This window comes from Planctomycetota bacterium, assembly GCA_016872555.1.
Classification (GTDB): domain Bacteria; phylum Planctomycetota; class Planctomycetia; order Pirellulales; family UBA1268; genus F1-20-MAGs016.
In genome coordinates this window covers 1-25,130 of sequence record VGZO01000023.1, presented here as the reverse complement: position 1 = coordinate 25,130, position 25,130 = coordinate 1, and the positions used below count along the sequence as shown (strand labels likewise).

Here is a 25,130-nt window from a genome sequence, read left to right as displayed (position 1 = left end):
TTCCACCGGAACTCTACCCGCCACCCCCGTGCCGGGCGGCGGCGGGGATGGCCCCGACGCTGCCCGGTCGTGAGGATCACTTCGGCCGTGCCGGTCGTGCCGGCCGTGCCGTCACTTGCCAACGCCCGTCTTCGCCTCGCGGACCTTCACCTCGAGCTCCTCGAGGTAGCCGCGGATCGATTCGATCGCCGCCTCGGAGGCGTTGTCGAGGGCCTTCCGCTGGACGGCGAGCGCCCTGTCGAGCTTGCCCTGCATCTCGTAGAGGTGGGCGAGCGTGTCGAGGACGTTGCCATTCTTCGCATCGAGCTCCACGCCGCGCTCGGCGGCGGCCACGGCCGCGGCGACCAGCGCGTCGGGCACGTCGTTGCCCTGCTGGGCGGCCATGACGACGTTCCACGCCAGCTCGTTGAGCGCCTCGGCCGAGTCGTTGGCCTCCTTTGCCGCCGAAGCGAACGCCTCGACCGCGAGATCACCGCCGGCCGCCATCGCGATCTGGCTGCGGATCTGCTTGAGGCGCGCCTTGACCTCCGGGCTCTTGACGTCGTCGATCCACGAATCGATCAGCGCCACCGCCTCGGCGGCCTTGCCCTGCTGCATCAGCGCTACCACGCCGCGGAACTTCTGCTGGATCTCGTTCATCTCCCGGGAGGTCGCCGCGAACGCCTCGCGGTCGAACTCGCCGGAGACGATCTCCGCCAGCGGGTCGTCCATCTGCATCGGGTGACCGATCCACTCGATCTCCCCCGTCTTGCCGACGATGAACGCGGTGGGGATGCCGCTCTGGCCGGCGGCCTCCATGTAGTCGCGCGACACCGAACCGTCGGGGTCGGTGGTGAGCAGGTAGTTGGCGGTGATCTCACCGTAGGTCTTGCCCCCCTCGGCGTCGGTCTCGAGGAACTCCGTGACCGTGTCGAGGTCCTCGTCGCTGACGCTGATCACCGTGACCCCCTTTTCGGCGAACTTCTCCTGCAGTTCGCTCAGATGCGGCATGCTCGTGCGGCAGGGGGGGCACCAGGTCGCCCAGAACTCGACGACGTAGACCTTCCCCTTCTCGAACTTCGTGATCGGCTCGAACTTGCCGTCGGCGTCGCGGCCGGCCTTCTGCACCCAGTGCTCGATGTCGAGCGCCGGCGCCTTCGAGCCGATGCCGAATTCGTCGGCCCGGGTCGAGGCGCTGGAAGCCCACCCCGCCAGCGCGAGGACCGCGACGACGGCGAACGGAAAACGGTTCGATGGAACACGCATGGGAAAGATCCTCCAAGGGGGAAGCGGGCGAGGGAGGGACACACCGGCGTCGGGCGCGCGGACGTTGCGGAGCGCGGCGAGCGACAGGACCGGTCCCTCCAGCGCCGGCAGTCTACTCCCCCCGTCGGCGGTCGGGAACCGGAGCGTGGCGGCTAGGCGAGGATCTCGCGCACGATCCGGCCGTGGACGTCGGTGAGGCGGTAGCGGCGCCCCTGGAAACGGTAGGTGAGGCGCTCGTGGTCGATGCCCAGCAGGTGGAGCATCGTGGCGTGGAGGTCGTGGACGTGGACGCCGTCGCGGGCCACGTTGTAGCCGAGGTCGTCGGTCTCGCCGAACGACGTGCCGCCGCGGATCCCGCCGCCGGCCATCCAGATCGTGAAGCAGCGCGGATGGTGGTCGCGCCCGTAGCCGCCGCCGGGCGTGTACAGCCCTTGGCAGTAGTTGGTGCGTCCGAACTCCCCTCCCCAGACGACGAGCGTCTCGTCGAGCATCCCGCGTGCCGCCAGGTCTTCGACGAGCGCGGCGGCGGGCTGGTCGGTCTGCTTGCACTCGCCGCGGATCCCGCCGGGGAGGCCGCCGTGGTGGTCCCAGTCCTGGTGGTAGAGCTGGATGAAGCGCACCCCGCGCTCGGCGAGACGGCGGGCGAGGAGGCAATTGGCGGCGAACGTGCCGGGATCCTTGGCGTCGGGGCCGTAGCGCTCGATGACGTGCGCCGGCTCGTCGGAGAAGTCGGTCACCTCCGGGACGCTGGCCTGCATCCGGAAGGCGAGCTCGTAGTTGGCGATCCGCGTGGCAATCTCGGCGTCGGCGCCGGCATGCTCGTGGAGGGCGCGGAGGCCGTCGAGTGCCCGGCGCCGGCTCGCCGCCGAGACGCCGGGGGGATTGCCGAGATACAGCACCGGGTCGCCGCCCGAGCGGAACCGGACCCCCTGGTGCTGCGTGGGGAGGAACCCCGCGCCCCACAGGTGCGACATCAGCGGCTGGCCCCCCTTGTTTTTCGTGATCAGGACGACGAACGAGGGGAGGTCGTCGCTCGAGCGCCCGAGGCCGTAGTCGAGCCAGGCGCCGATGCTCGGCCGGCCGGGGATCTGCGAACCGCTCTGCATGAAGGTCACGCCGGGCCCGTGGTTGATGCTCTCGGTGTACATCCCCTTCACGAAACACAGCCGGTCGGCGACCGCGGCGGTGAACGGCAGGGCTTCGCTGAGCCACGCGCCCGACTGTCCGTAGCGCGCGAACGAAAGCGACGAGCCGACCATCGGGATCGAGCTCTGGTTGCCGCTCATCCCGGTGAGGCGTTGGCCGCCGCGGATGCTGGCGGGGAGCTGCTCGCCGGTCCGCGCCACCAACTCGGGCTTGTAGTCGTAGAGGTCGAGCTGCGACGGACCACCCGACTGGAAGAGGTAGATCACGCGCTTGGCGCGCGGCGCGAAATGGCAGCCGGCGGGGATCCCGGCGACCGCGTCACCCGCGGGGTGGTCGGTCCGTCCCTCGCCGGCGAGGAGGCTCGCCAGCGCCAGCCCGCCGAACCCCAGGGCGCTGCGCGCGAGCAGCTCGCGCCGGCCCGCAGCCGCGGTCGGAAGCACCACCGGCGGTTCATCGCGTCGGAATCGGGTCATCGCGTCGCTCCGGTCGTCGGGTGCCGTGCCGGCGGGCTCAGCGCTTCACCACGCAGCCGTCATGATTCATCAGGGCGTTGACCGCGGCGGCGACCGCCGCCACCTCGACCGCCGGCACGCCCTCGGCCGGCTTCATGCTCCCCACCGCGACGAGCTTGGCAGCCTCGTCGGGATGGGCGGCGTACCACTCGCGCTGCCCGGCGAGAAGGTCGCGGAGGATCGCCCGCTCGGCCTCGTCGGGGGGCCGGCAGGTGAGCCGTTCGAACGCGGTCACCAGGGCGTCGTCCGGCGCCGCGCCGGAGGCGAGGAGCCGCTCGGCAAGGACCCGCGCCGCCTCGACGAACTGCGGACCGTTGAGGAGCACCAGGGCGTGGAGCGGCGTGTTGGTGACGTCGCGCCGGGCGACGCAGACGACGCGCTTCGGCACGTCGAAGCTCTCGAGCACCGGCGCCGGGCCGGTGCGCCGCCAGAACGTGTACAGGCTGCGCCGGTAGAGGGCCTCGCCGCTCCCGGCCGCCGACGGCTTGAACGATTCGGGGAGGTCGTAGGGATTGACGCTCGGGCCCCCGACGCGCTCGACGAGCAGCCCCGCCGCCGCGAGGATCCCGTCGCGGATCATCTCGCCGGGGAGCCGGTGCCGCGGCCCGCGCGCCAGCCACACATTCGCCGGGTCGTCGGCCTCGACCTGCTCCGCGGCGCCGCTCCGCTGCCGGTAGCTGCGCGAGGTCATGATCGTCGCGAGGAGCCGCTTCATGTCCCAGTCGCGGGCGAAGTCGCGCGCCAGCCAATCGAGCGCTTCGCGGTGCTCGGGGCGCGGCGACTGGCTGCCGAGATCCTCCGGCGTCTTCACCAGCCCGAGGCCGAACAGCCCCTGCCACACCCGGTTGACCGTGACCCGCGCCAGCAGCGGGTGGTCGGGCGCGGTCAGCCAGCGCGCCAGGCCGAGGCGGTTGCGCGGCGCGTCGGCCGGGAAGGGGGGAAGGAAGGCGGGCGTGTCGGGCTGCACCGGGTCGCGGCGCTTGTCGTAGTCGCCGCGCGCCAGCACGTAGGCCGTCTTCGGCACCGCCAGCTCGCGCATCACCATGATCTCCGCCGGCCGCTCGGCGAGGTCGTCGCGCGCCCGCCGTGCCGCCGCGAGCCGATCGCGCGCGACGGCCACGTCGGGATCGAGCGCGGCGGCGACGTAGCCGCCGACGAGCCAGGCGGCTTCGGCCGCCGCCGCCGGGTCGGCCGGCGGCGCGGCGACGAGATCGCGGATCGTCCCCGGCCGGACCAACTCCTGGATCTCGAGCGGCGCGAGGCGCCGGGAGAAGACGCGGAAGTCGTCGACGAGGCCCCCCTTGAAGCCGTTGTCGCGCATCCGCTCGCCGATCCGCACGTGGTCGCCACCGCCGCCGGTGATTTCGCGTGACAAGCCGTCGCGCACCGTCTCGAGCGCCGCCGGCCGGCCGTCGACGACGATCGACAGGCCCGCCGCGCGCCCCGAGCCGTCGCTGGTCACCGCGACATGCGCCCAGCGCCCCGTCGGCACCGGCTCGGCGGTGCGCACGCTGGCCGCGTCTCCCGGCCAGAAGTGGATCAGCGACCACTTCAACCGCCCGTCCTCGACGAGCAGCTCGTAGCCGCGGCTCCCGGCGTCGGTCCAGGCCTGCGAGCGGTGCCAGAGCACGGCCCGCGAGTAGGCCTCCGGCACGCGCACCCAGGCGGCGATCGTGAACGGCTGGCTGCGGCGGAAATTACCGACCGGTGTCTGCACCGGGTGGTCGCCGGTGAGGGCCACGGCGTTGCCGTCGCGCCCCGGCACGAGGCGGTTGTCAGCCGGCGACGTGGCGCCGTCGCGGATCGACAGCCAGCTGGGGAACTTGCCGTCGCCCCCGCGCGCCTCGAAGTCGTAATGCACCAGCTCGCCGGGCACCTCGCCGCGGTGGACGTCGGCGGGAAGCGTGCCGCGCCCCGCCGCCCAGTCCGTCGCCGCCGCCATCGCGGCGCCCTCGCTCCGCGCCACGTCGGTCAGCGCCAGCTCGCACTCCGCCTCCGCCCGGGCCAGGGCGGCGCGCGTCGGCTCGTCGGGCAGCGCCAGCTTCGGTGTCGGCACCGCGGGGGTGAAGAACGAATACAGCCCGGCCTCGTCGACGTCGTCGAAGAACGCGAACAGCTGGTAGTACTCGCGCTGCGAGACGGGATCGAACTTGTGGTCGTGGCACCGGGCACACTCGAGCGTCAGCCCGAGGAACGCCGTGCCGAACGTCGTCGTCCGGTCGTTGACGTGGTTGACGCGGTATTCCTCCTCGACGCTCCCCCCCTCGGCCTCCTGCTGGTGGAGCCGGTTGAAGGCGGTGGCGAGGATCTGCTCGTCGGTGGCGCCCGGGAGAAGGTCGCCGGCCAACTGCCAGGTGACGAAGTCGTTCCAGGGGAGGTTGCGGTTGAAGGCGGCGATCACCCAGTCGCGCCACGGCCACATCGGCCGGTCGCGGTCGACCTGGAACCCGTAGCTGTCGGCATAGCGGGCGACGTCCATCCAGTCGGCCGCCATCCGCTCGCCGTAGCGCGGGCTGGCGAGGAGCCGGTCGAGGAGGCGCTCGTAGGCGTCCGGCGCGCCGTCGGCGACGAACGCCCGGACCTCCTCGGGTGTCGGCGGCAGGCCGGTGAGGTCGAACGTCGCGCGGCGAACGAGCGTCGCCCGGTCGGCCTCCGGCTGGAGCGCGAGCCCGCGGTCGGCGAGCCGCTCGGCGACGATCCGGTCGAGCGGATGGTCGCCGCTCGAGTCGCTGGCAGGGGGCAGCGGCGCGTCGGCGGGCGCGACAAACGCCCAGTGGGGCTCGTAGACCGCACCGGCGGCGATCCACCGGCGCAGGAGATCGACCTGCTCCGGGGCGAGCCGGCCGAGCTTCGCCTCGGGGGGCGGCATGACGAGGTCGGGATCGGTGGAGGTGATCCGCTCGAGGAGGGCGCTGGCAGCGGGATCACCGGCGACGATCGCCGTCGCACCGCCGTCGAGCGCCGTCGTGGCGCTCTCGCGGCGGTCGAGGCGGAGGCCCGCCTGGCGGTTGGCCGAATCGGGGCCGTGGCAGAAATAGCAGCTGTCGGAGAGGATCGGGCGGATGTCGCGGTCGAACGAGATCGGCTCCGGCCCGGCGCCGCGCGTCACCCCGGAGAATCCCCCCGCGCCGGCAATCAGGCAGCAAGCCGCACTGGCGAACACCTGCAGTCGCGTCATCACTCACCCGTTCCGCTGCCCCGCCGCTTCGGCGCGTGGCCGTTCCGCAGACACCGCGGACCACCGCCGCGGCCCGGTCCGTATCCTACTATGGGTTCGCCACCGTCCCCCACCCCGACTTCCCTCCCGGAACCGGCGCGTGCGGCTCTCGTCGCTCGGAGATTCCGCCCTCGTCATCCGCATCGCCCCCGACGGCGCCGCGGGCGACACCGCCACGATCGAGGCGGTGCGCGGCGCGGTCGCGTGCCTGGCCGCCGCCGACCTGCCCGGGGTGGTCGACGTGGCCGCCGCCTCGGCGACCGTCACGCTGTTCTTCGATCCGGGCATCACGTCTGCAACGCTGCTCGGTCCCCTCGTCGGCCGACTCCTCGCGGCCCGTGCCGATCGCGCGGCCGCGGCACCGTGCGTCGTGTCGCTGCCGGTGTGTTACGGCGGCGTCCACGGCCCCGACCTCGACTCCATCGCCGCCCATGCCGGCCTCGCCGCCGACGACGTGATCCGCCTCCACGCCGGCGCGGAGTATCGCGTGGCGATGATCGGCTTCCTCCCGGGGTTTCCCTATCTCGTCGGCTTGCCGGCGGCGCTCGCCACGCCGCGGCTGGCTGAGCCGCGCACGGAGGTGCCCGCCGGCGCCGTGGGGATCGCCGGCGACCGCACCGGCATCTATCCGCTCGCCTCCCCCGGTGGCTGGCGGATCATCGGCCGCACACCGCTGGCTCTCTTCCGCCCCGATCACGATCCACCGACGCGCCTCGCCGCCGGCGACGTCGTGCGCTTCACCCCGATCGATGCCGGCGAGTTCGTCCGCCTCGTGGCGGAGGCCGAACGATGATCCACGTCGTGCGCGCGGCCGGCCAGACCACGGTGCAGGATCTCGGCCGCCCCGGCCACCGCGGCCGGGGCATCGTCCCCGGCGGCGCCGCCGACACCTTGGCCCTCGTCACCGCCAACCTGCTCGTCGGCAACCCGGCGGGCACGGCGGCGCTCGAGATGACACTCCTCGGCCCGGCGCTGTCCGTCGATCGGCCGACCACGATCGCGCTCTCCGGCGCCGACCTCGGCATGCGGGTCGACGGCCGGCCCTGCCCGCCGTGGCGGGCGCACGACCTGCCGGCCGACGCCTGCATCGAGTTCGCCGGACGCCGCAGCGGCTGCCGGGCGATCCTCGCCGTCGCCGGAGGCATCGACGTCGCCTCCGTGCTCGGCAGCCGCGCCACCGACCTGCGCGCCGGCCTCGGCGGCCTTGGCGGGCGGGCGCTGCGGACCGGCGACCTGCTCCCGATCGGTCCGGAGCCCGCACGGCGACCGCCGTCCGGGCCGGCGCTGGCCCCCGACCTCCGCAGCCACGGAGGCGGAAGGGTGCGCTTCGTCGCCGGCCCCGAAGCCGGCTGGTTCACGGCGGCCGCGCGCGACACCTTCGCCACCTCCCCCTACACGCTGACCGCCGCCAGCGACCGGATGGGATGCCGCCTCGCCGGAGCGCCGCTTCCCCTCGCGGCACCGCGCGACATGCTCTCGCAGTCGGTGCTTCCGGGCACGGTGCAGGTGCCCCCCGGGGGCCTGCCGATCGTGCTCCTGGCCGACGCGCCGGTGACCGGCGGCTACCCGAGAATCGGCGTCGTGATCACCGTCGACCTCCCGATCGTCGCGCAGACGATGCCGGGGGAGACGCTCCGGTTCCACGAGGTGGGGCTCGACGAGGCGCTGGCGCTGTGCCGGGAGCGCCGCAGCGCCCTCGCCCGACTCGGCGCCGGGCTGGCGTGCGCGGAGACGCACCGATGACGGGCCGGCACCGCGTCGATCTCAATGCCGACATGGGTGAGGGCGATGGCGACGCCGATGCGGCGCTCCTGGCGATCGTGAGCAGCTGCTCCATCGCCTGCGGCGGCCACGCCGGCGATGCCGGCTCGATGGCGCGCACGGTCCGCCTCGCGGGCGCCCGTGGCGTGGCGGTCGGAGCGCACCCGTCGTATCCCGACCGCGCGGGTTTCGGACGACGGCCGATCGCGATCGCCCCGGCGCGGCTCACCGCGGCGCTCGAAGCGCAGATCGGAGCGCTCGCCACGATCGCCGCCGCTGCCGGGGTGCGGCTCGCCCATGTGAAGCCGCACGGTGCCCTCTACGCCACCGCGGCGACCGACCGCCGCGTGGCCGACGCCGTGGTCGCGGCGGTGCGCGCGATCGACCCGCGGCTCGTACTCGTGGGTCTGTCCGGCGGCGCGCTGCTCCGTGCCGGCACCGACGGCGGACTCGCGGTCGCCAGCGAGGCGTTCGCCGACCGTGGCTACGGGGCCGATGGCACGCTCACGCCCCGTGGTTTCCCCGGCGCCGTCCTCCACGACGCGGCGGCGGTGGCCGCCCGGGCACTGCGGATGGTGACAGCGGGAATCGTCGCGGCTGCCGACGGCGCCGCGCTGCCGGTGCGTGCCGACACCATCTGCATCCATGGCGACACGCCGAACGCCGCCGCGCTCGCCGGCGCCGTGCGCGCGGCACTCGATGCCGCCGGCGTGACCGTCGCGCCGTTCAGTTCCGCCCGATGAAGCTCGGGCGCAGCCGGTGCCCGCCGCCCGGCAGGGCGCGGAGGATGCCGACGAGAAGACCTTCTTCATCGACCGCGGCGAGCGCCTCGGGCGCTTCCGGCGGCAGCGTGATCGGCCGCCCCAGCGCCAGGGCGTCGCGATCCTGGCGGTTCACCGTCAGCCGCGCCAGATGGGGCACGGCGGCGAGCGCCGGCTGCAGCAGACCGACGAGCGCCGTCGGGGTGACCGCGTCGGGGTCGACGGCAGCGGCACGCCAGAACGGGCCGATCGCGGTGCGCTCGAGCGCTTCCATCACCGCCGTCGTGCCGAGCGCCGCGGCGAGGTCGCGGCCGATCGCGCGGACGAACGTCCCCGACGAGCAGACGATGTCGACGTCGAGCCGCGGCCAGTCGTAGGCGCTGATCGCCAGCCGGTCGATCCGGACCGGTTTGGGCGCCAGATCGAGCACGCGCCCCTTGCGCGCGAGCCGGTAGGCGCGCTTGCCGTCGACGTGGACCGCCGAGTAGTCGCAGGGGCGTTGGAGGATGTCGCCTTCGAGCGCGCGGGCGGCAGCGGCGATCGCCGCGGGTGCGGGGCGGAGCGGATCGTCCTCGACGACCAGCGCCGTCTCGAGGTCGTCGGAGGGACTCGACCGGCCGAGGAGGAACGTCGCCCGGTAGTGCTTCGGCAGCTCGTGGAGATGGTCGACGAGGCGCGTCGCCGGGCCGAGGCAGACGATCACGACGCCGCACGCCAGCGGGTCGAGCGTGCCGGCGTGGCCGACCGCCTTCGTGCCGGCCGCGCGGGCGACGACATCGACGACGGCGCGCGACGTCGCCCCCGACGGCTTGTCGATCGCGATCAGGCCGATGAGCGGGGTGGGGGGCATGGGGCGGCGGCAGGACGCGGAACGGTGCCCTCTTCTCGCAGATCGCCGGCGGGAGCCCAAGCCCGTCGCACGCCCCAGCGGGCGCCGGCGTCCGCCGCCTCGGGAGGCGGTTCGCGCCGGTGGCACCGGGCCGCTATCCTCTGGCCCGATTCCTTTTCACGGCCCCCGGGGGAACACCACTCGTGATCGTCCTTCACCGTCTTGTCGTCATCGCGCTGGCCGTCGTCGTGGCGACGGCCGCCGCCCCCGCCTCCGCCCAGACCGCCGACACGATCTACACCGGCGGACCGATCCTCACGATGCGCGGCGAGAAGCCCGAGATCGCCGAGGCCCTGGCGCGGATGAAGGCCCAGGCCGCGAAGGTGCCGCCCGGCGGCTGGATCGTCGGCTTCGGCTACCAGGCCAAGAAACTCGCCGAGAACCGGACGCCGTCGCGTGCCGAGCTCGACACCGTCTCGACGACCGTCCCGGTCCTGATCGTCGACAGTTCCGGCCACCTCGGCGCCGGGAACTCGAAGGTCTTCGAAGTCGCCGGGATCACGGCCGACACACCCGACCCCGCCGGCGGCGCGTTCGCCCGCGGCCCCGACGGCAAGAGCCTCGCCGGCCCGATGGAGGAGACGGCGCTCAACGCGATCCGCGCGAAGCGCCCGCCGTTCACCGGCAAGCTCGCCGCCGATGCGATCACCGGTGCCGCCCGCGTCTGGGCCAGCTACGGCCAGACCACGGCCATGGAGGCGGGCCTCGGCCTCGGCAACGACGACATCGACATCGTCCTCCACGCGATGGCGGAGAACCTCCTCCCGATCGACCTCTACGTGGCGGCCAAGGATTCCAACGTCGATGCCGCCCTCGCGGCCGCCTACCGCGTCGACGCCGCGGTGAAGGAGGCGGAGAGCGGAACGGGCTCCCCCGCGGCGCGGCTGCTCGCCGCCCGCCCCGACCTCGACACGCGCTACGTCAACCGCGTCCGCCTCGGCGGCATCACGTTCTGGCTCGACGGCAGCCTCGACACGGCCTGGATGAAGGAGCCCTACGCCGCCAATCCGCCGGGCAAGGAGGGGGAGTACCGCGCCTACCGCCAGATCCCCGACGAGGTCCTCGACGCCGCCTTCGACCGCTTCTGGCCAACCAGCTTCCAGATCCACATGCACATCAACGGCGACGCCGTCGCCGACCAGGCGCTGGCGGCGATCGAGAAGGCGGTGGCCAAGCACGGGATGCGCGACCACCGGCCGGTGTTCGTCCACGAGCTCAAAGAGGAGCGTTCGAAAGGGACGCTCGAACCGGGCAAACTCGCCGACCTGGTGATCCTCGGCAAGAATCCGCTCGACGTGCCGACCGACTCGATCGGCGCGATCCCCGTCGTCGGGACGATCAAGGAGGGGAAGACGATCTGGCCCCGTGAGGAGTGACGGCGGGCCTCCGCGGCTGCGGGTCAGCTGCCGGGCCTCCGCGGCTGCGGGTCAGCTGCCGGGCCTCCGCGGCTGCGGGTCAGCTGCCGGGCCTCCGCGGCTGCGGGTCAGCTGCCGGGACTGTGGCGGCGGGTTTCGCCGCCTCGCCGAGGATCGACTCGATCTCGGCCGCGGCGGCGGCCCGCTCGGGGTCGTCGAGCCGGCCGTCGCGGTCGGCGTCGAAGCGGTCGAGGAGCGTCTTTCGCAGCGCCTCGCGCGTCACCGCGCGGGCCGCCGTGCCGTCGCCGGCGCCCTGGTCGAGCCAGCGGCGCGCGATCTCGTCGCCGAGCGCGGTCCGCTCGGTGCCGTCGAGCGTGCCGTCGCCGTCGATGTCGAACCGGCGCACCGCGGCGCCGAGGATCGTCGACTTCACCAGCGGGCCGTTGCGCTCCACCTGCGCCATCACCTCGTCGAGGGCCCTCTTCCGCTCGCCCTCGTCGAGCGTGCCGCTGGAGTCGGCGTCGAACCGGGCGAGCATGAACGCCCGTACCTGCCCCTCGAGGTCGGCTCCCTTCTCCTTGAGCGCGTCGAGGGCCGCGGCGCGCTCGGCATCGTCGAGCCGGCCGTCGCCGTTGCGGTCGAAGCGCTTCGTCGCCTCGGCGCGGATCCTGTCGCCGGCGCGGTCGAGCAAGCCACCGAGGCCGCGGCGCGGCGGATCGGCCGGCGGCTTGGCAGGTTGTTCCGGTGCGGGCTGGGCCACCGCCGGCGGGGCAGCAGCCAGGCAGACGGCGAGCGCCAATGCCGCGGCAAGGCACCTCCAAGACATGCTCAAATTGCTCACGGGTCACCTCCGCTCGGTTCAGCCTGAGGCCGACGGCGTCGGCCCTCGACCCAAGCCTACAGCCTCGTGCCCTCCCGACGGGCGCGCCGCCACCGGTCAGGTGCTGTAGCCGCGGATCGGGAAGGCGTACAGCTCGGCCACGTCCGCCGCCGACCGGCCCGCCAATCGCACCTGCGCTGCCAGCGCCGCTGGATCGGCGACGCCGTCGGCGGCGAGGCGCCGGAATTTCAGGTCGACCAGCTCCATGGTCCGCACCGCATCGGCCCGGGCGTGGCCGAGCGGATGGCGCACCAGGCCGCTGTCCAACCGGCCGAACGCCGCATGGTCGATCGACAGGCTCGTGGGGATGCCATCGGGATAGAGGCTGTCGTACTCGCTCCCGCCGTGCTCGATCACGAGGCGCCCGATGAGCCGGGCCACCGCCGGGTCGGCAAGCGCCGCCGCGGAGTAGTCGTCGGGGAGGAGCATCAACTCCGCCCACCCCGGCGCGTGGCCGGCCGGAGATGCCGCCGCCTTGAGGAGGCTCCGCGCGAGGATGTAGGGGAGCGAGTGGTCGGCGCTCTGCCGGGTCGTGGGGGTGCGCTTGGCGGGGTCGGCGATGATCGAAAAGGCCGGCTCGTAGATCCGCACCACGATCCGCTCGATGCCTTCGAGCGCCGCGGCGAGGCGCGGCTCGCGGGCCAGCAGATCGACGAGCGCCTGGAGGCAGCCGGCCGATTGGTGCTCGTAGAGACCGAGCTTGAAGTGCATCGAGTGGATCGTGAACTCGTCGCCCGACCAGCCGAGCTCGAGGTCGAACGGGCTCTTGCCGTCGGGGCAGGGCTCGAAGCGCCGGTACAGCGCCAGCGGGTTGCGGAACACGTCGGCCGGACCGCGGAACCCCGCCAGCGCCCGCCGCGCGGCGGTCACGGCCGTCTCGGCGGCCAGCGCCGCCGACGCCCCCTTGCTGTCGGAGAGCTGGTGGCCGGCGCGGATCGCGCGGAACGGGACATAGTGGGCGACGACCAGGCCGATCGCCGACTCGATCGCGGCTTCGTCGCCGCCGAGCGCGGCGGTGAACGCCGCGGCGCTGGCGACGGCGCCGTGGTGGACGTGATCGATCGCGTAGCGGCGCAGCGCGAAGACCTCGGCCAGCCGGCCGCGGATCTCGTCGACGAGGAGCATCAGCCGCAGCGCGGCGTCGCCGTCGAGGCGGGCCTCGGTGGCGGCCGCGATCGCCACCGGATACCAATCGTTGTGGCCGAACTCACCGGCCGCGCGGCCGCGGGCGGCGTCGTGGCCGAAATTGGTGCCGTTGGCATCCCATTCGCGGACCGCCGACGCGTTGGCGGCGACGGCGCGCGGGGCGTCGCACCGCGCCGTCGACCCGAAACAGACCACGCCTGCCGTGCCGCGCTGCGGGGGGCTCGCGAGCGCCTCGCGGCGGAGGATCGTGGGGGCATCCGCCCCGTGCGCCAGTGCCGACACCCCGCAGCCCACGCTGTCGAGGTGAAACCGCTCCACCGCCGCCAGCGTGGGTTGGGCGGGGGTGGCGCCGGCGAGAAACTCGCGGCAATAACGGGCCAGGCCGCGGGCCTGGTTGGTGTCGCGGGGAAGGAGACGCGTGGCCGACACGGCGGGACTCCGGGAGGATGGGAAACCCGCTTGTTCTATCGCAGCGGACCCCTCCCGGCGCCGCCGGCACGCCGGTCGTGCGGCTACAATGGATCCATGGAACCGACGCGATTGGGTCCCTACGCGGTCACCCGGCGGCTCGGCCGCGGTGGCATGGGGGCGGTCTATGAGGCGACCGACACCACCACCACCAAGACGGTGGCGGTGAAGGTCCTCGCCGCCCACCTCGCCGAGGACCCGTCGCTGCGACGCCGGTTCCATGCCGAGATCGACACGCTCAAGAACCTGCGCCATCCCGGCATCGTGCAGCTCCTCGCCTTCGGAGAGGAGGAGGGCACCCCGTATTTCGCGATGGAATTGGTGCGCGGCGCGAGCCTCGAGCAGCTCCTCCGCGACGGGCGGCGCTACAGCTGGCGCGAGACGGTGACCGCCGCCCTGGCGATCTCCCGGGCGTTGAAGGTGGCGCACGACCATGGCGTCGTGCACCGCGACCTGAAGCCGGCCAATCTGCTCGTCCCCGAATCGGCAGGGAGCCTCGAGGCGATCAAGCTCGCCGATTTCGGGATCGCCAAGCTGTTTGCCAGCGGCACCCACACCTCGCACGGCTCGATCATCGGGACGGCCGAATACATGTCGCCGGAACAGGCGGCAGGCCGGCCGGTCGATCACCGCACCGACCTCTACGCCCTCGGTCTGGTGATGTACGCGATGCTCGCGGGGCGGCCGCCGTTCCGCGGCGACCAGGCGACGGTGATCATCCATCGGCAGCGGACGGAGAAGCCGCAGCGCGTCGGCAGTGTCGCGCCCGACGTGCCGCCGCTCCTCGAGGAGTTGATCGACCGGCTGCTCGCCAAGGACCCGGCCGCGCGGCCGGCCAGCGCCCTGGCCCTCGGGCGGCTGCTGTCGGCGATCGAGGTCGTCGTCCCCGAGGCGGAGACGCCGCCGCCGACCCCGGACGCCCGCGGCGAAGGGGACACGCGCACCGAGCAACTCGTGATCGGCAAGCCGACGCTCGAGCTTCCGGGCGATCCGGCCGACGCCGACAGCCACACCACCGTGATGCAGCCGCCGCAGGGCGCGTCGGCAGTCCCCGCTCGGCAGCACGAGCCGGTCCGCCCCCCGGCCACCAAGCGCGTCGGCCGCGACGGCACCGCCGGCAAGCCCGAGACGCGACCGACCGGCAACCGCCCCGAGGCACCCGCACTGCCCGCCGTGGAGCCCACCCCGGTGCGGCGCACGCGGTTCACGACGGTCGAGGATCTCGAGCGCGTCGCCAAACGCCGGCAGCAACGCCTCGACATGCTGCAGGCGGCCTGGCGCTGGACGGCGGCGCTCGCGCTCACCGCGGCCGCCGGCTACGGCTTCTGGCTCCTGTTCCGCCCCACCACGGCCGACCAGCTCTATGGCCGGATCCGCCGGGTGATCACCGACCCGGAGGCCGACCCGCGCGATGCCCGGCGCGACATCGACACGTTCGTCAAGCGTTTTCCCGACGATGCGCGGTTCGGCGAGGTGGACGAACGCCGCTTGACGCTCCTGCTCGACGCGCTGGAGAAGCGGTCGAAGCTCCCGCTCGACGCCGACCCGCCGCGGCTGAAGCGCGAATACTACGCGGCCACCGCCCGTGCCGGGACCGACCGCAACGCCGCCGTCGACGCGCTCGACGCGCTCCTCGCCGGCCATGCCGACATGCTCCGCGAGGCCGACGACCTCCCCTCGACGCGCCTCTCCGACGACATGCAGTGGCTCCTGCTCGCCCGACGGCGGCTGATGGAGATCAAGCCCGAAGCCCGGCGCGACGCCGAGGAGGATCTCGTCGCGATCCGCCAGAAGCTCGCCGATGCCGCCCGGCTCGCCGCCCAGGCGCAGCAGGCTCCGCCGGCACCGCGGGCCGCCCTCGAGACGCGGCGCCGCGAGATCCTCGAGAGCGTGATCACCACCTACGGCGGGCGCGACCATGCCGCGGCGCTCGTCGCCGAGGCCCGCCGGCTTCTCGACGGCACGGCGGGCGGCGCGCGGTCCGCCCCGGTCGGCCCGGCCCGCCCCTGAGTCCGCGGCCGCGCGGCGGCCATCCTCGCTTCCCCGGAGCCCGTCGATGGCCGATCCGACACCGTCCGCGATTCCGCGCCCTCGCAGCCATGAAGCCTTCGCCCGCGCCAAACGGCTGATCCCCGGCGGCGTGAACTCCCCCGCCCGGGCGTTCGGCGGCGTCGGCGGCGAGCCGATCTTCTTCTCCAGCGCCCGCGGCCAGTGGCTCACCGACATCGACGGCCACCGCTACCTCGACTACATCGGCTCGTGGGGGCCAATGATCCTCGGCCATCGCCATCCGCGAGTGATGGCGGCAATCGCGGGGGCGCTCGGGACCGGCACGAGTTTTGGCGCGCCGACCGAGGCCGAGAGCCGGCTGGCGAGCCTGATCGTCGCCGCGGTGCCGAGCATCGAGAAGGTGCGCCTCGTCAGCAGCGGCACGGAGGCGGCGATGAGCGTCGTGCGGCTGGCGCGCGGCGCCACGGGGCGCGAGGGAATCGTCAAGTTCGCCGGCAACTACCACGGCCACGCCGACGCCCTGCTGGTCGCGGCAGGCTCGTCGGCAGCCACGCTCGGCGTGCCCGATTCGCCTGGCGTCACCGCCGGCACGGCGCGCGACACGGTGGTCCTCGAATACAACGACTGCCAGGCGGTCGAGGAGCTGTTCGCCGCGCGCGGCGACACGATCGCCGCGGTGCTCCTCGAGCCGGTCGTCGGCAACATGGGGCTCGTCGTCCCGTCGCGCGAGTTCCTCGACGCCCTGCGGCGACTGACGACGAAGCACGGGGCTGTGCTCGTGTTCGACGAGGTGATGACGGGGTTCCGGCTGGCGCTCGGCGGCGCCCAGGAGATCCTCGGCGTCACGCCCGACATGACGGTCCTCGGCAAGATCGTCGGCGGCGGCCTGCCGCTGGCGGCCTACGGCGGCCGGGCCGACCTCATGGATCAGGTGCTGCCGGCCGGGAAGGTGTTCCAGGCCGGGACGCTCTCCGGTAATCCGCTCGCCGTGGCGGCGGGGACGGCGACGCTCGAGGAGCTCCGCGAGCGTCCCCCCTACGCGCGACTGGAGCGGCAGGGTGCGCTGCTCGAAAAGGGGCTCCGCGACGCCGCGGCGACGGCCGGCGTGACCGCCTGGGTGGCACGGCGCGGCAGCATGCTGACGATCTTCTTCCAGCGCGGCGGCGAGCCCGAACCGGTCACCGGCTGGCGCTCCGCCAGCCGCAGCGACACCGCCGCCTACGGCCGTTACTTCTGGGGGATGATCGACCGCGGCATCTATCTCCCTTGCAGCCAGTACGAGGCGTTGTTTTTCTCCGCCGCCCACACCGACGCCGACATCGCCGCCACGATCGCCGCCGCCACCGACGTGCTGGCAGCGCTGGGGGCAGCGCCCGCGGGCGCGCGGTGAGACGGGCGGCACCCGCCCCGCCGACGGATGACTCTCACCGAATGTGGAAATCGACCACCAGCGGCAGGTGGTCGCTCGCCTCGCGCGTCAGCGCCGTGCGCACGATCCGGGCCTGCCGGATCTCCACCGCGCCGCGCACGAATGCCTTGTCGAGGCTGCCGAGCGCGAGCCACGCCGGGAAGCTGCGGAACCGGCTCGCCGGCGCCGTCACCTGCCGGAAGCCGTGCTCCGCCAGACCGCCGGCGAGCCGGTCGCGCCAGTCGTTGAAATCGCCGACGAGCAGCGTGGGGAGCTCAGCCGCCGAGCGGAACAGCGCGTGGCCGACGAGGCGCTGCACCTGCCACTGCCGCTCCCGCTCGGCGAGGCCGAGGTGGGTGTGGACGACGTGCAGGGCCCCTTCGGGCGTGTCGAGTACGACGAGCTGGGCACCGCGCGGCTTGCGCGTTCCCTGGCGCAGCGACAGCCGGTGGCGGCTGGCGACCGGCCAGCGCGAGAGGACGAGATTGCCGTAGCCCCCCGTTCCGACGGCGACGTTGGCCTGGTAGACGGCGTGGCCGTGGAGCGTGGCGGCGAGGAGGCGCGGCTGGTCGTCGTGGCCGCTGCGGCGGACGAGCCGGTCGACCTCCTGGAGGCAGACGATGTCGGGGTTCTCCGCCTCGATCGCGGCGACGATCCGGTCCAGGGAGTAGCGCCGGTCGCGGCCGCCGATACCCTTGTGGATGTTCCAAGAGAACAGCCGCATCTCACCCGCCGCGCCGCCGGATGTATTCCCGCTGGACCCGCGCCAGGCAGCTCTGGCCATCGGCGCTCTTGGCGGCACACTCGGCGCCCCCCGCCCCCGCCTTCTCGACGACCGCGCGGACGCGCGACGGCTTTCCCTCGGCGACGTCGGCATCGACGTCGTCGCAGGTCAGCCCATGGCAGGCGCACAGCGGCCCGGCGGGGTCCTTTGGCCAGAAGAAGCCGTGGGCGTCGGCGAGCGGGATCGAGCGCTCGAAGAGGTCGAAGTAGGCGACCGAGCACGACTCGGTGATGCAGCACGACACCGGCTCGGCGAGCGTCGCCGCCGCGCCGCCGGTGACGTGCGCCGCGACGGCCTCGGGGGTGACGGGGGTCCCCTCGGCGCCGCAGCCGGGGCAGCGCGGCGGGCCGGAGTCGGGCTCGCGACAAAAGGCTTTGTTCATCGGTGGAGGATCCGCGGCGTGGGCGACGACATCCTCGCGAGGATACCTCTCATCGTGCCCCAACCCCAGGAACAGGTCGTCTCCAGACCGATTCGCTCGGCCGTCGATTCCTCACCGATTCCTCGCGATCGGCTCATCGCCCCCAAATCCCTTGCGGGTAGAACGTTGTGGTTTTCCAGCGGAGCGTGCTTTCCCATGACCGACCAGTTCCGATCTTTCCTGTCGGCGATGCCTTTGTGGGTCACGATCGTCGTTGTCGCCACGGTCGTTTCCGGCTGCTCGAAGCCGAATCAGCAGCCGACGTGGCCGGTGACCGGCTCGATCGAGTACGACGGAAAGCCGCTGGTGGGAGCGACGGTCGTGTTCCACGCCATCGACAAGACGAATTTCAAGTGGAAGGAACTGCCGCAGGCGTTCACCGACGCCGAGGGCCGGTTCTCCGTCCGCACCTACACCTCCGCCGACGGGGCGCCTGCCGGGGAGTACAGCGTCGGCGTCGCGATGGTCCACCCGACGTCGGACGAGGGGGATGACCAACCGCGCCGTATCAAGGGGGCGACGGTGATCCCGCTGAAGTATGCGGACCCTTCGACCAGCGGCATCCGCGTGACAGTGGAGCGAAAAAAGACCGATCTTCCGCCGATCCGTCTCGTGCCCTGACAGCGCCCGTATTTTTCATTCGATTCTCATCCTGACCAGCCCTGGAGACCGACCATGCAACGCCCCGCGCAACGCGGCTTCACCCTCGTCGAACTGCTGGTGGTAATCGCCATCATCGGCACGCTCGTCGGCTTGCTCCTTCCCGCCGTCCAGGCGGCCCGCGAGGCCGCCCGGCGCTCGGCCTGCTCCAACAACCTCAAGCAGATCGGCCTGGCCCTCCACAACTTCGAGAGCGCACGGAAGTTCTTCCCGCCGGCGCGAGTGGACGCGGCGCCGGGCTATCCGGTCGTCGAATTCAACATCCCAGCGCCTGCCAGCGGAGCGATCCAGCACGGTCCAGGGTTGTTTATCCTGCCCTATATCGAGGAGTCGAACCTCTACAACCGCTATGACCTCAAGACCACCTGGAGCGGCTCGGCCAACGCGGCCGTGATCGCCACCCAGATCTCGAGCTTCATTTGCCCGTCGACGCCCGATTCCCCTCGGCTCGACACCGGCAACGCCCCCAACAGCACCGCCGCCCCGCGATGGCTGGCGGCGCCGCTCGACTACTCGCTCGCCAACGGCGTGAACGGCAGACTCGGCCTCGCCCCGTACAACCTCATCCCACCGATCCCTGGCTACAACTCGTCCGACCCGGCGACCGACAGGGCCCAGTACACCGGAGCGATCCTTCCGATCAGCACGATCTCGTCGTTCACCACGGGGATGAGCCCGCCGTTCTTCAACAGCCGCGCCAAGAGCACGATCGCGACGATCACCGACGGCACGTCCAAGACGATGGCCTGGGTCGAAGACGCGGGGCGCCCGTTCCTGTACCGCGGACGGACGAAGATCAACGGCTCGCGTGCCAGCGGTGCCGGTTGGGCCGATCCCGACTCGGAGTTCTGGGTCGACGGCTTTACGACCGATGGTGTGACGTCGCTCGGTCCGGCAGCGATGAACGTCAACTCGAGCAACGAGATCTATTCGTTCCACCCCGGCGGGGCGATGGCGGTGTTTTGCGACGGCCGCGTGACGTTTTTCGCCGACATGACCGACATCACGGTCATCGCGGCGTTGATCTCGGCCCAGCTCGGCGAGAACGCGAACGTCGATTGAGCCTGCGCGAGCTGCCCTCGGCCAAAGCCCTCTGAGGCCGGTGTCCACTCTGGCAACCGCGGAAAACGCCGAGCGTTTCCCGGGTCGTGTCGGCCGCATACCGCGACCTACCCTGGGCCATGGGCCGCTCGTAACGATCGCCTGAACCCTACCTGATCATGCCGCGTGGGCCCGTCCCGCGCGGTACGATCGGGCGGATGAACGCCCACGACGACATCCGCATCGGCACGCTCGTGCCGGCCCACGAGCGCAGCGCCGAGGTGATCGGCCAACTCCTGCCGCACGGGTTCGAGACGTTTCAGATCGCGTTCGGCCGGTCGGTCGGCGACGCTGACCTGGCGGGGCTCGCCGAGCGCGTCCGCCGCGTCGTCGAGGCTTGGCCGGTCGGGCCCCACGACGTGCCGCGCCGCGTGAGCTGCATCGGCGTCTACGGCAATCCGCTCACCAGCCCCGAGACGGTCACCGACTGGGAGCGGCTCATCGACGCGGCCCATCTGTTCGGCTGCGACCTCGTCACCGGCTTCGCGGGGCGGATCACGGGCCGCCCGGTGCCGGAGAGCTACGGGCCGTTCGCACGCGTGTTCGGGGCGCTGGCCAAGCGCGCCGAGGACCACGGCGTGCGCATCGCCTTCGAGAACTGCGACAAGCGCGGCACGTGGGACAGCGGCGACTGGAATATCGCCCACGCCCCGCAGGCCTGGGAGGCAATGTTCGCCGCCGTCGACAGCCCGGTGCTCGGCCTCGAGTGGGAGCCGTGCCACCAGCTCGTGAGCCTCGTCGATCCGCTCCCCCAGCTGCGCCGCTGGGCCCATCGGATCTGGCACGTCCATGGCAAGGACGCCACGATCCTCTGGGACGTGATCCGGACCCACGGGATCCGCGGCGGCGTGCAGTACGTCCACCACCGCACGCCAGGGTTCGGTGACACCAACTGGACCGATCTGATCGGCACGCTGCGGATGGCCGGGTGGCGCGGGAGCATCGACATCGAGGGGTTCCACGACCCGGTCTACCGCGACGCCCTCGAGACGACCGGCCAGATCGCGGCGCTCGGCCACCTCGTCCGCTGCCGCGGCGGGGCCTTCGTGCCCAACGTGTTTTGACCCCGGCGCGGCGGATCGACCACACCACGGTCCCGATCGCCGTCACGCCTCGAGCGCGGCCTCGATCCGCTCGATGATCGTCGCCAGGATCTCCCGGTCGCTCGCCGGCCGGCGCGGGCTGCCGGGAAACGGCTCGTCGGACGAGACCAGCCCACGCAGATGGAGGACCTGCGCCATCGAGTGCTTGTAGGCGGGCACGGGACGGCGGAAGGCGAAGTCGCCGAGCGTTTGGAGCGCGTCGTCGAGCTCGTCGAACCGGGAATCACCCTCGGCCCACCAGCGGTCGCGCCGCGCGAACGCCTCTGGCCAGGCGGTCGACAACCCGAGCAGCCAATCGCTGCCGTAGCGGACCATGTCGATCGCCAGGTCGTTGCCGGTGAACACCCGAAACCCGGCGCGCGTCCGGTCGCGGAGGGCGAGGCGCTCCCATTCGAGCCGCCGTGACAGCGACGAATGCTTGGCGCCGAGGCAGTTCGGGATCGCCATCAGCTCGCCGTAGCCCGCGAGCGACAGGATCCGGCCGCAGGGGACGAACGCCGCCGCCAGTTCGAAGCCGATGAACTCGGGCAGCCGCGGGGCGAGCCGCCCCAGCCGTGCGATCACGTCGGCTTCGTCGCCGGCGTTGAGGCCGAACGAGGGAAATAGCACCGGCGTCGCACCGGCGGCGACGACCGGCTCGGCCTCCCCGAGATGGAGGTGCTCTGCGAACGGGTCGCCCGGGCGATCGACGACACAGCATCCGGCGACGAGATCGCCGTCGCGCGCCGGGCCGAGCACACCCCGCGCCACCTCGAGCACGCGACGCCGGGTGGCGTCGTCGAGGAGCTGGACGTAGCCCGTGTCCATGTTGACCGCGGGCACGATCCCCGCCGCAGCGGTCCGCGCGACATGGGAGGCGAAGCCGTCCCAGTCGATCGCCCCCGACGCGGTGCACGGCAGGAGGATCGCGGAGATCCCGCTGATCACGCGCCGCGGGCGCACCATCGCCAGTCGGTCGGGTTGCACTGCCGGGGTGATGGACGGTGTCACGTCGGCGGGGGCTCCGGGACCGGCGGGGCGGGGCGGCGGGTATCATGCGCTCCCCCCACGGAATCGTTCCATGGCCTTTCCCCGGATCGCACGGTTCCACGCGGTCGCCGCACTGCGCGAACACTGCGCCGCCCTCGGTGCCCCGATCCCGTTCGACGATGAGCCGCTGTCGGCCGCGGCTGGTTCGCCGTTGGCCGCGCCCCGAGCGATCGGCGGGCGCACGGTCGGCAACCGGTGGTGCATCCATCCGATGGAGGGCTGGGACGCCACCGCCGACGGCCGGCCGACCGCGATCCTCCTCCGCCGCTGGGGCCACTTCGGCGTTAGCGGCGCCAAGCTCGTGTGGGGGGGCGAGGCCGTGGCGGTCGTCCACGAGGGGCGCGCCAATCCCAACCAGCTCGTCGCCCCCGCCTGCGGCGCCGACGGCCTGCGGCTCCTCCTCGACACGCTCCGCGCGAGCCACCGCGCCGCCCACGGCGACGACGGCGATCTCGTCGTCGCCCTCCAGCTGACCCATTCGGGGCGCTTCTCGCGCCCCGGCCCCGGCCCGCGGCGGCCAGTGATCGCCGGCCACCATCCGCTCCTCGACGAGCGCCACGGCGTCGATCCGTCGCTTCCCGTGCTCGACGACGACGGGGTCGAGCGGCTCGTCGACCGCTACGTCGCCGCGGCGCGGCTCGCCGCGGAGGCCGGCTTCGACATGGTCGACGTCAAGGCCTGCCATGGCTACCTCGTCCACGAGTTCCTCGGCGCCCGGCGCCGCCCGGGCCGGTTCGGCGGCGATCTCGCCGGGCGGTCGCGGCTGCTGCTCGAGCTTGTCGGCCGGATCCGCGCCGCCTGCCCCGGCCTGCTCGTCGGCGTCCGCCTGTCGCTGTTCGACACCGTCCCCTGGCACCGCGCCGGCGACCACGGCGCGCCCTGCCCGACCGGTTCCGAGCCGTACGACTGCGGGTTCGGCGTCGACCCGGCCGACCCTACGCGGCCCGATCTCGCCGAGCCGATCGAACTGGTGCGCTTGCTCGCGCGGGCCGGCGTCGTCGCGGTCAACTGCTCGGCCGGCAATCCCTACGCCACGCCCCACCTCCTCCGACCGGCGGCGTTTCCCCCGTCCGACGGCTATCCGCCGCCGGAGGATCCGCTGGTCGGCGTCTGGCGGCAGATCGAGGCCACGGCGCGCGTGAAAGCCGCGGTGCCGACGATGACGCTCGTCGGCTCCGGCTACACCTACCTCCAGGAATACCTGCCGCACGCCGCTCAGGCGGTCGTGCGCCGCGGGTGGGCCGACCTCGTCGGCCTCGGGCGGATGGTGCTTTCCTGCCCTGAGTTTCCCGCCGACGTCCTCGCCGGCCGGGCACCGGCACGGGGGCGCGTCTGCCGCACGTTCAGCGATTGCACTTCGGCGCCGCGGAACGGCCTGCGGAGCGGCTGCTTTCCCCTCGATCCGTTCTACAAGGCGCTCGAGCCCGACCGCGCGGCGCTGGCGGCGATCAAGGCCGGCCATGGGGGCTGACGGAGCTGCCGCGGGGGCCAACGGGACGGTCGAGGCGCTCGTGCACGCCTGGGGCGTGTGGCGGGCGCTGTGGCCGCACGTGCTGGCGGTGGCGATCGTCGCCATCTCGGTGTTCACCTCGGTCCACGCGATCCTCACCAAGCGCGACACGCGGAGCACGATCGGCTGGGTCGGCCTGATCTGGTTCTCGCCGATCGTCGGCGCGATCGCCTACGCGTTGTTCGGCGTCAACCGCATCCGCTCCCGTGCCCTCCAGCTCCGCCTCGGCCGCCGCGCCGTGTCGCACCGCCTCGCGGCTGCGGTCGCGACCCCGGCGCGGCTCGACGCCGCCGTCGGGCGCGACGGGGAAGGGCTGCGCTCGCTGGTCGACGTCGTCGACCGGATCACTCGCCAGGGCCTCCTCGACGGCAACCGGATCGAGCCGCTCGACGGTGGCGACGAGGCCTACCCGAGCATGCTGGCGGCGATCGACGGCGCCACGCGCAGCATCGGTCTTTCGTCCTACATCTTCGACAACGACGCCACGGGGCGCGAGTTCGCCGCCGCGCTCGGCCGCGCCGTGGCCCGCGGCGTCGCCGTGCGCGTCCTCGTCGACGGCATCGGCGCGCACTACACGCGCCCGCCGATCCTCGACGCCCTCGCCGCCGCGGGGGTACCGGCACGCGAGTTTCTCCCCACCAGCGTCCCGGTGTTCCTCGCCTACGCCAACCTCCGCAACCACCGCAAGATCATGGTCGTCGACGGATCGCTCGGCTTCACCGGCGGCCTCAACATCCGCGAGGGCTGCCGGCTGTCGCGTGCGCCGGCCCATCCGGTCCGCGACATGCACTTCGCCCTCGCCGGCCCGGTCGTCACGCAGCTGCTCGAGGTGTTCGTGGAGGATTGGGCGTTCGCCGCCGACGAGCGGCTCGACGCCGATCCGGCCTGGCATCCGGTGACGGCGCCAGCCGGCACCGTGCTCGCCCGCGGGATCCGCTTCGGCCCCGACGACGACGACCTCGGCCGGATCAAGCTCGTGATCGCCGGGGCACTGGCGGCGGCGCGGCATAGCGTGCGTGTGATGACGCCGTATTTCCTCCCCGACGACACGATCTGCCGGAGCCTCGACGTGGCGGCGCTGCGCGGCGTGGAGGTCGACATCGTGATCCCCGGTGAGAACAACCTCTCGCTCGTCCAGTGGGCCGGCACGGCGCTGCTCTGGCAGGTGCTCGGCCACGGCTGCCGTGTCTGGCTCTCACCCCCGCCGTTCGACCACACCAAGCTGATGATCGTCGACGGCGCCTGGGTGATGTTCGGCAGCGGCAACTGGGACGAGCGCAGCATGCGGCTGAACTTCGAGTTCAACGTCGAGGCCCACGACCGCGAGCTCGCCGGCCGCCTCGACGCCCACGTCGCCGCCACGATCGCCCGGAGCCGGCGCGTGACGCTCGACGAGGTCGACGGGCGGAGCCTGCCGATCCGCCTCCGCGACGGCATCGCCCGGCTGTTCGCGCCGTATCTGTGAAGAGCGCGGAACGAGCCATCCATGGCCTCGTTCCGCTTGGCCGACCGGTGGGAACGCCAAGGGTTCCCACGGTCGGCCGCCGCCGCATCCCGCGGCGGCAACGGCACGGCCATGCTCGTCACGATGCGCCACACGAGCCATCCATGGCCTCGTTCCGCTTGGCCGACCGGTGGGAACGCCAAGGGTTCCCACGGTCGGCCGCCGCCGCATCCCGCGGCGGCAACGGCACGGCCATGCTCGTCACGATGCGCCACACGAG

20 protein-coding genes are annotated in these 25,130 nt (G+C 72.8%); 11 read left to right on the top strand and 9 right to left on the bottom strand.

Annotated elements, in window-relative coordinates; genetic code table 11:
- Positions 1-111: 111 nt before the first annotated feature.
- The 3 genes from FJ309_09510 to FJ309_09500 form a co-directional block, all read right to left on the bottom strand.
- Positions 112-1,245, bottom strand: coding sequence for a redoxin domain-containing protein (locus FJ309_09510; GenBank protein MBM3954835.1), 1,134 nt, complete (start codon positions 1,243-1,245; stop codon positions 112-114).
- 152 nt (positions 1,246-1,397) lie between these two features.
- Complete coding sequence (locus tag FJ309_09505; protein ID MBM3954834.1) at positions 1,398-2,864, bottom strand: DUF1501 domain-containing protein; 1,467 nt, start codon at positions 2,862-2,864, stop codon at positions 1,398-1,400.
- Between the two features lie 37 nt (positions 2,865-2,901).
- Complete coding sequence (locus FJ309_09500; GenBank protein MBM3954833.1) at positions 2,902-6,081, bottom strand: DUF1549 domain-containing protein; 3,180 nt, start codon at positions 6,079-6,081, stop codon at positions 2,902-2,904.
- On the opposite strand from FJ309_09500, the gene pxpB reads away from it, so the two are divergent.
- The 3 genes from pxpB to FJ309_09485 are packed head-to-tail and all read left to right on the top strand — an operon-like array spanning position 5,966 to position 8,624.
- On the top strand, positions 5,966-6,913 hold the full coding sequence (gene pxpB / locus FJ309_09495; GenBank protein MBM3954832.1) for a 5-oxoprolinase subunit PxpB: 948 nt from the start codon (positions 5,966-5,968) through the stop codon (positions 6,911-6,913). The genes FJ309_09500 and pxpB overlap by 116 nt on opposite strands.
- Complete coding sequence (locus tag FJ309_09490; protein ID MBM3954831.1) at positions 6,910-7,863, top strand: biotin-dependent carboxyltransferase family protein; 954 nt, start codon at positions 6,910-6,912, stop codon at positions 7,861-7,863. The genes pxpB and FJ309_09490 overlap by 4 nt, the downstream gene beginning before the upstream one ends.
- Positions 7,860-8,624 (top strand): LamB/YcsF family protein, encoded by a 765-nt coding sequence (locus FJ309_09485; GenBank protein ID MBM3954830.1) that lies wholly within the window; start codon positions 7,860-7,862, stop codon positions 8,622-8,624. The genes FJ309_09490 and FJ309_09485 overlap by 4 nt, the downstream gene beginning before the upstream one ends.
- On the opposite strand, the gene truB is transcribed toward FJ309_09485, so the two are convergent.
- Positions 8,608-9,492, bottom strand: coding sequence for a tRNA pseudouridine(55) synthase TruB (truB, locus tag FJ309_09480; protein ID MBM3954829.1), 885 nt, complete (start codon positions 9,490-9,492; stop codon positions 8,608-8,610). The two genes, FJ309_09485 and truB, sit on opposite strands and share 17 nt — an antisense overlap.
- A 182-nt stretch (positions 9,493-9,674) precedes the next feature.
- Between truB and FJ309_09475 the strand changes: the two genes are divergently transcribed.
- On the top strand, positions 9,675-10,907 hold the full coding sequence (locus FJ309_09475; protein MBM3954828.1) for an amidohydrolase family protein: 1,233 nt from the start codon (positions 9,675-9,677) through the stop codon (positions 10,905-10,907).
- A gap of 79 nt (positions 10,908-10,986) precedes the next feature.
- On the opposite strand, the gene FJ309_09470 is transcribed toward FJ309_09475, so the two are convergent.
- Both FJ309_09470 and FJ309_09465 read right to left on the bottom strand, forming a co-directional pair.
- Positions 10,987-11,712: a hypothetical protein gene (locus tag FJ309_09470; GenBank protein MBM3954827.1), complete on the bottom strand. Its 726-nt coding sequence runs from the start codon at positions 11,710-11,712 to the stop codon at positions 10,987-10,989.
- 111 nt (positions 11,713-11,823) lie between these two features.
- The gene (locus FJ309_09465) at positions 11,824-13,566 is read right to left on the bottom strand and encodes an MmgE/PrpD family protein (protein MBM3954826.1); all 1,743 of its coding nucleotides are present in this window, start codon (positions 13,564-13,566) and stop codon (positions 11,824-11,826) included.
- Between FJ309_09465 and FJ309_09460 the strand changes: the two genes are divergently transcribed.
- Together FJ309_09460 and hemL are read left to right on the top strand one after the other, a co-directional pair.
- Positions 13,438-15,390: a serine/threonine protein kinase gene (locus tag FJ309_09460; protein MBM3954825.1), complete on the top strand. Its 1,953-nt coding sequence runs from the start codon at positions 13,438-13,440 to the stop codon at positions 15,388-15,390. The genes FJ309_09465 and FJ309_09460 overlap by 129 nt on opposite strands.
- A gap of 46 nt (positions 15,391-15,436) precedes the next feature.
- The gene (gene hemL, locus FJ309_09455) at positions 15,437-16,780 is read left to right on the top strand and encodes a glutamate-1-semialdehyde-2,1-aminomutase (GenBank protein ID MBM3954824.1); all 1,344 of its coding nucleotides are present in this window, start codon (positions 15,437-15,439) and stop codon (positions 16,778-16,780) included.
- Between the two features lie 34 nt (positions 16,781-16,814).
- Here hemL and FJ309_09450 read toward each other — a convergent pair whose 3' ends face one another.
- Entirely contained in the window at positions 16,815-17,522 is a 708-nt protein-coding gene (locus FJ309_09450; GenBank protein ID MBM3954823.1) for an endonuclease, read from the bottom strand.
- Between the two features lies 1 nt (position 17,523).
- Positions 17,524-17,964, bottom strand: coding sequence for a hypothetical protein (locus tag FJ309_09445; GenBank protein ID MBM3954822.1), 441 nt, complete (start codon positions 17,962-17,964; stop codon positions 17,524-17,526).
- An 18-nt stretch (positions 17,965-17,982) separates the two neighbouring features.
- Between FJ309_09445 and FJ309_09440 the strand changes: the two genes are divergently transcribed.
- The 3 genes from FJ309_09440 (at position 17,983) to FJ309_09430 (ending at position 20,828) form a co-directional block, all read left to right on the top strand.
- Complete coding sequence (locus FJ309_09440; protein ID MBM3954821.1) at positions 17,983-18,624, top strand: carboxypeptidase regulatory-like domain-containing protein; 642 nt, start codon at positions 17,983-17,985, stop codon at positions 18,622-18,624.
- Positions 18,625-18,678: 54 nt separating this feature from the next.
- Positions 18,679-19,725, top strand: coding sequence for a DUF1559 domain-containing protein (locus FJ309_09435; protein MBM3954820.1), 1,047 nt, complete (start codon positions 18,679-18,681; stop codon positions 19,723-19,725).
- 197 nt (positions 19,726-19,922) lie between these two features.
- The gene (locus FJ309_09430; protein ID MBM3954819.1) at positions 19,923-20,828 is read left to right on the top strand and encodes a sugar phosphate isomerase/epimerase; all 906 of its coding nucleotides are present in this window, start codon (positions 19,923-19,925) and stop codon (positions 20,826-20,828) included.
- 42 nt (positions 20,829-20,870) lie between these two features.
- Here FJ309_09430 and FJ309_09425 read toward each other — a convergent pair whose 3' ends face one another.
- Positions 20,871-21,812 (bottom strand): dihydrodipicolinate synthase family protein, encoded by a 942-nt coding sequence (locus FJ309_09425; GenBank protein MBM3954818.1) that lies wholly within the window; start codon positions 21,810-21,812, stop codon positions 20,871-20,873.
- A 115-nt stretch (positions 21,813-21,927) separates the two neighbouring features.
- Between FJ309_09425 and FJ309_09420 the strand changes: the two genes are divergently transcribed.
- On the top strand, positions 21,928-23,367 hold the full coding sequence (locus tag FJ309_09420) for an NADH:flavin oxidoreductase (protein ID MBM3954817.1): 1,440 nt from the start codon (positions 21,928-21,930) through the stop codon (positions 23,365-23,367).
- Positions 23,357-24,871, top strand: a complete 1,515-nt coding sequence (locus FJ309_09415) for a cardiolipin synthase (protein ID MBM3954816.1) — start codon at positions 23,357-23,359, stop codon at positions 24,869-24,871. The genes FJ309_09420 and FJ309_09415 overlap by 11 nt, the downstream gene beginning before the upstream one ends.
- The last annotated feature ends 259 nt before the right edge of the window (positions 24,872-25,130 follow it).

Coding starts and splice junctions, on each gene's coding strand:
- FJ309_09510 (MBM3954835.1), bottom strand. CDS start 1,245: ATGCGTGTTCCATCGAACCGTTTTCCGTTCGCCGTCGTCGCGGTCCTC.
- FJ309_09505 (MBM3954834.1), bottom strand. CDS start 2,864: ATGACCCGATTCCGACGCGATGAACCGCCGGTGGTGCTTCCGACCGCG.
- pxpB (MBM3954832.1), top strand. CDS start 5,966: ATGTCGCGGTCGAACGAGATCGGCTCCGGCCCGGCGCCGCGCGTCACC.
- FJ309_09500 (MBM3954833.1), bottom strand. CDS start 6,081: ATGACGCGACTGCAGGTGTTCGCCAGTGCGGCTTGCTGCCTGATTGCC.
- FJ309_09490 (MBM3954831.1), top strand. CDS start 6,910: ATGATCCACGTCGTGCGCGCGGCCGGCCAGACCACGGTGCAGGATCTC.
- FJ309_09485 (MBM3954830.1), top strand. CDS start 7,860: ATGACGGGCCGGCACCGCGTCGATCTCAATGCCGACATGGGTGAGGGC.
- truB (MBM3954829.1), bottom strand. CDS start 9,492: ATGCCCCCCACCCCGCTCATCGGCCTGATCGCGATCGACAAGCCGTCG.
- FJ309_09470 (MBM3954827.1), bottom strand. CDS start 11,712: ATGTCTTGGAGGTGCCTTGCCGCGGCATTGGCGCTCGCCGTCTGCCTG.
- FJ309_09460 (MBM3954825.1), top strand. CDS start 13,438: ATGGAACCGACGCGATTGGGTCCCTACGCGGTCACCCGGCGGCTCGGC.
- hemL (MBM3954824.1), top strand. CDS start 15,437: ATGGCCGATCCGACACCGTCCGCGATTCCGCGCCCTCGCAGCCATGAA.
- FJ309_09450 (MBM3954823.1), bottom strand. CDS start 17,522: ATGCGGCTGTTCTCTTGGAACATCCACAAGGGTATCGGCGGCCGCGAC.
- FJ309_09445 (MBM3954822.1), bottom strand. CDS start 17,964: ATGAACAAAGCCTTTTGTCGCGAGCCCGACTCCGGCCCGCCGCGCTGC.
- FJ309_09435 (MBM3954820.1), top strand. CDS start 18,679: ATGCAACGCCCCGCGCAACGCGGCTTCACCCTCGTCGAACTGCTGGTG.
- FJ309_09430 (MBM3954819.1), top strand. CDS start 19,923: ATGAACGCCCACGACGACATCCGCATCGGCACGCTCGTGCCGGCCCAC.
- FJ309_09425 (MBM3954818.1), bottom strand. CDS start 21,812: ATGGTGCGCCCGCGGCGCGTGATCAGCGGGATCTCCGCGATCCTCCTG.
- FJ309_09420 (MBM3954817.1), top strand. CDS start 21,928: ATGGCCTTTCCCCGGATCGCACGGTTCCACGCGGTCGCCGCACTGCGC.
- FJ309_09415 (MBM3954816.1), top strand. CDS start 23,357: ATGGGGGCTGACGGAGCTGCCGCGGGGGCCAACGGGACGGTCGAGGCG.